Source organism: Shimia sp. FJ5, assembly GCF_032918335.1.
Lineage (GTDB): Bacteria > Pseudomonadota > Alphaproteobacteria > Rhodobacterales > Rhodobacteraceae > Shimia > Shimia aestuarii_A.
Window position 1 is genome coordinate 1 of record NZ_JAWJUV010000016.1, and the last position, 3,700, is coordinate 3,700.

Below are 3,700 nucleotides of genomic sequence, written 5' to 3' on the forward strand. Positions count from 1 at the left end.
GGGGTCTGCTCCGGCTGAGTGCAGAATGACACCCGAAGCCCGTAGATCACCTGGTTTTCCACCTGTATTCGCCTGTGAGCAGGATATGCGCCCATCCGAGGGGCGAGATATGCGCCAGGAGTTGGGGTGAACAGTCGAGACCAGCACGCTTTCGCGCGGTGACGGCATGGCCAAGGTGCTTTGTGTTCCAATAAATGATGATGGCTGCCAGCAGGTTCAGCCCGGCCATGCGATAGTGCTGCCCTTCAGAAGTTCGGTCTCGGATTTCGCCCTGACGCCCGATGCGTAGGGCGTTTTTCAGCGCATGATGTGCCTCACCTTTGTTCAGGCCGATCTGTGCACGGCGCTGCATGTCGGCGTCCAGCAACCAGTCAATAATGAACAGGGTGCGCTCGATCCGCCCGATCTCTCGTAGGGCAAGCGCCAGTTCATGCTGGCGCGGGTATGAGGCGAACTTCCGCAGGAGCTGACTGGGTGGCATGACACCTGCCGCCATTGTGGCTACGGCGCGTAAGATGTCAGGCCAGTTTTCCGTGATCAGCTTTTCTCTGATCTTACCGCCGACCAGCCCGCGGACTTCCTTCGGCGCAGCGGTAGGGTCGAAGAGATAGAGCCGCCTTGACGGCAGATCGCGGATGCGGGGAACGAAGCGATAAGACAGGAGTGCGGTTGCGGCGAAGACATGATCCGTGAAGCCGCCGGTGTCGGCGTATTGCTCTTTGATCTTCTTCCCAACCTCGTTCATCAGCAACCCGTCCAGAATGTATGGGGCCTCGTTGACGGTCGCAGGGATATTCTGTGTGGCAAACGGGCCGAACTGGTCGGAGACATGGGTGTAGGCCTTCAAGCCGGGCTCCTGTCCATACTTTGCGTTTATGAGGTTCATCGCCTCGCCATGCCGCGTTGTTGGAAAGAACTGACCGTCGCTTGAAGCGGTCGTACCACCGCCCCAGAACCGCGCCATCGGCAAATTGGTCTGCGCCTCGATCACCTTTGCAAGCGCCCTGTTGATGGCATCGCTTTCAACATGCCACCGGGACAAGCGCGAGAGTTGGAAGTAGTCATGTGAACTGGTCGCCTCGGCCATCTTGCTGAGGCCAAGGTTCAATCCCTCGGCCAGTAGCACGCTCAACAACCCGATGCGATCCTTGCAGGGAACACCGGTGCGCAGGTGTGTAAAGGCTTCGGTGAAGCCGATATCGTCATCAACTTCCTGCAGCAAATCGGTGATCCGCACGGCAGGCAGGCGGCCATAGAGATCAAGCACCATGCCATCAGCATCTGCCGGGATTGCTGCCGTCAAACGATCAACCTTGAGAACGCCGTTTTCGATTGAGCCGCCCGGGATCGCGCCAGCTCTGGCAGCCTTGGCCAAACGCTTCATACCCTCTACCAACCTTGCCTTGCGATCATCGAGCCAGATCTCAGGTTCGAATGGCATCGTCAGGCGAGGGCACGCCTTGGCTGTTTCTATCGGTACCAAAGCCTGTTTCAGATCAGCGTAACGCCGGGAATGGGGTAGCCAGATATCGCCGGATCGGAAGGCTTCGCGCACCTGGAACAAGGCGGCGACCTCCCAGAGCCGATTGTCACTTGGGTCCTGAGCATTGAGGTGTCGATGCCATTTCGAGGTTCGGCGCAAGAAGCCAACCTGGCGGGGCGCATCAGTTTGATCCTGGGCGATGACTTTTGTTGCCTGTATCAAAGGCGCCGCCACCGGGGCGGCGCAGATATCAAGCGCTCGCAGCATTCTTGGGGCATAGCGCCGGAACCGGTGATATCCATGAACGACATGAGACAGGGCGTCAGCCGCCATCGTGTCAGTCAACTCGGCTGCAGTTGTCACCATGCTTTCGAGGTGAGACCAGCCACACGCAACTTCGACGGCGGCATCAAGGGACGCGCCATCTGCCTTTGCCTCCAGTAGGGCAGCACCGAGATCCTTGAAGGAACGTAATGTCTCACGCAGCGATGATCTGGCATCCGCGATACGCGCGTCGGACAGCCTCTTTGCATCCCGCCAGGTCTTGCCAACAATCCGGTCGTGGGTTTCGATCACGGCATCGGCAATGGCTGCCTTCCACTCGACCGCGCAGACAGCGAGGATCGCCAGGCGCCGGTCACTCGTGATGTCGCGCAACCCGTCGGCAAAGTAGCGCTCGCCCTGGCGGCGCAGGCGGGTGACCCGATGTGGCGGTACGTCGGCCAGAATGTCCGGTGAAAGGCACAAGTCTCGCAAAAACTCCAACCGGTCCAGAAGTCGCGATGCTCCAGCCGAATTGCTGCCCGCCTCGAAACGGCGAAGCCAGATGAACCGGGTGACATTGCCATCCACGATCTCGGTCAGCAAAGCGTCCAGCTGGTCCTTTGTCTGACCATCAAGCTTGGCCGCGATCCGGCTTTCAATCCGGCGTTCTGCCGACACCAGAGCATCGGCGCACAGCCGTTCGATGACAGAGATACCGGGCAGGATCACCTGCGACCGGCGGCATTCTTCGACAAATCGGCGCGCCAGGTCTTCGTTGGATCGGGCCGTTTCAGCCTCATTCTCGAGCCAAGTCTTGAGGCTGCGAGCGCCTTGGCCAGAGAACATCTTGAAGCCGTAAATCTGGCGCAGGGCCTGCAAATGTTGCTGGCGGGTTTGACGGCGCGCAGCGTAAGGCAAAATGTCATCACCCGTCAGGCCCAGCTGGGCCGCGATGAAGCGCAAGACCTTTTCCGGGATGACCTCACCAGACGACAACAGCCGCCCGGGATAGCGTAGGGCACAGAGCTGAAGGGCAAAGCCGATCTTGTTCTCCGGCCGCCGCCGTTCGTTGATGTGCTCGATATCGTCGTCTGCCAGCGTGTAATGCCGCAACATTAAGGTTTCGTCAGTCGGCAGATCGAAAAGCGCCGAACGCTGGCGCTCGGTCAGAATGGTGCGATGCGCCATGTTTCTTTTGCTTTCTTGTTGGGGTTTATTTATTGATGATTATGATATGGGATAAGGAATAATCGAGATGGCCGAAAGCGGGGAATTCCTCCACACACCACAAACGATCGTTTGTGAAACATGCTGATCGGATACGCGCGCGTCTCAAAAGCCGATGGCAGCCAGTCGCTTGACCTACAAAAGGACGCTCTTGTTGAGGCGGGCGTCGATGAAAAGCAAATCTACTCCGATCAGGCCTCGGGTAAGAAAGACGACCGCCCGGGCCTCGAAGCTTGCCTGAAGGCTCTGCGCGAAGGCGATGTCCTTGTCATCTGGAAGCTGGACAGAATGGGCCGCAGCCTGAACCATCTGGTTAAAACGACGACCCTGCTGTCAGAGCGTGGGGTCGGCCTGAAAGTGCTTACAGGCCAAGGGGCACAGATCGACACCACCACCGCAGCCGGTCGATTGTCATTTGGCATCTTTGCCGCGCTCGCGGAATTCGAAAGCGAGTTGATCCGGGAACGCACAATGGCTGGACTGCAAGCCGCCCGCGCTCGAGGTCGCAAAGGTGGGCGAAAGTTCTCACTCACCAAAGCCCAGGTCCGTATGGCACAGGCCGCAATGGCCAACCGGGACACATCCGTTTCAGAGCTATGCAACGAACTGGGCGTGAAACCCGTCACGCTGTACCGGTACGTCGACCCTAAAGGCAACCTGCGCGAATATGGAAAACGCGTGCTCGACGCTTAAGGTGTCATTCTGCACTCAGCCGGAGCAGACCCC

At 58.7% G+C, this 3,700-nt stretch carries 2 protein-coding genes; one reads left to right on the top strand and one right to left on the bottom strand.

Going from position 1 to position 3,700, the window contains the following annotated elements; all coding sequences use genetic code 11:
* Positions 1–46 precede the first annotated feature (46 nt).
* A complete protein-coding gene (locus R1W01_RS18355; RefSeq protein ID WP_317275464.1) occupies positions 47–2,935 on the bottom strand; it encodes a Tn3 family transposase in 2,889 nt (962 codons plus the stop codon).
* A 120-nt stretch (positions 2,936–3,055) separates the two neighbouring features.
* On the opposite strand from R1W01_RS18355, the gene R1W01_RS18360 reads away from it, so the two are divergent.
* Positions 3,056–3,667 (top strand): recombinase family protein, encoded by a 612-nt coding sequence (locus R1W01_RS18360; RefSeq protein ID WP_317275465.1) that lies wholly within the window; start codon positions 3,056–3,058, stop codon positions 3,665–3,667.
* Positions 3,668–3,700 lie beyond the last annotated feature (33 nt).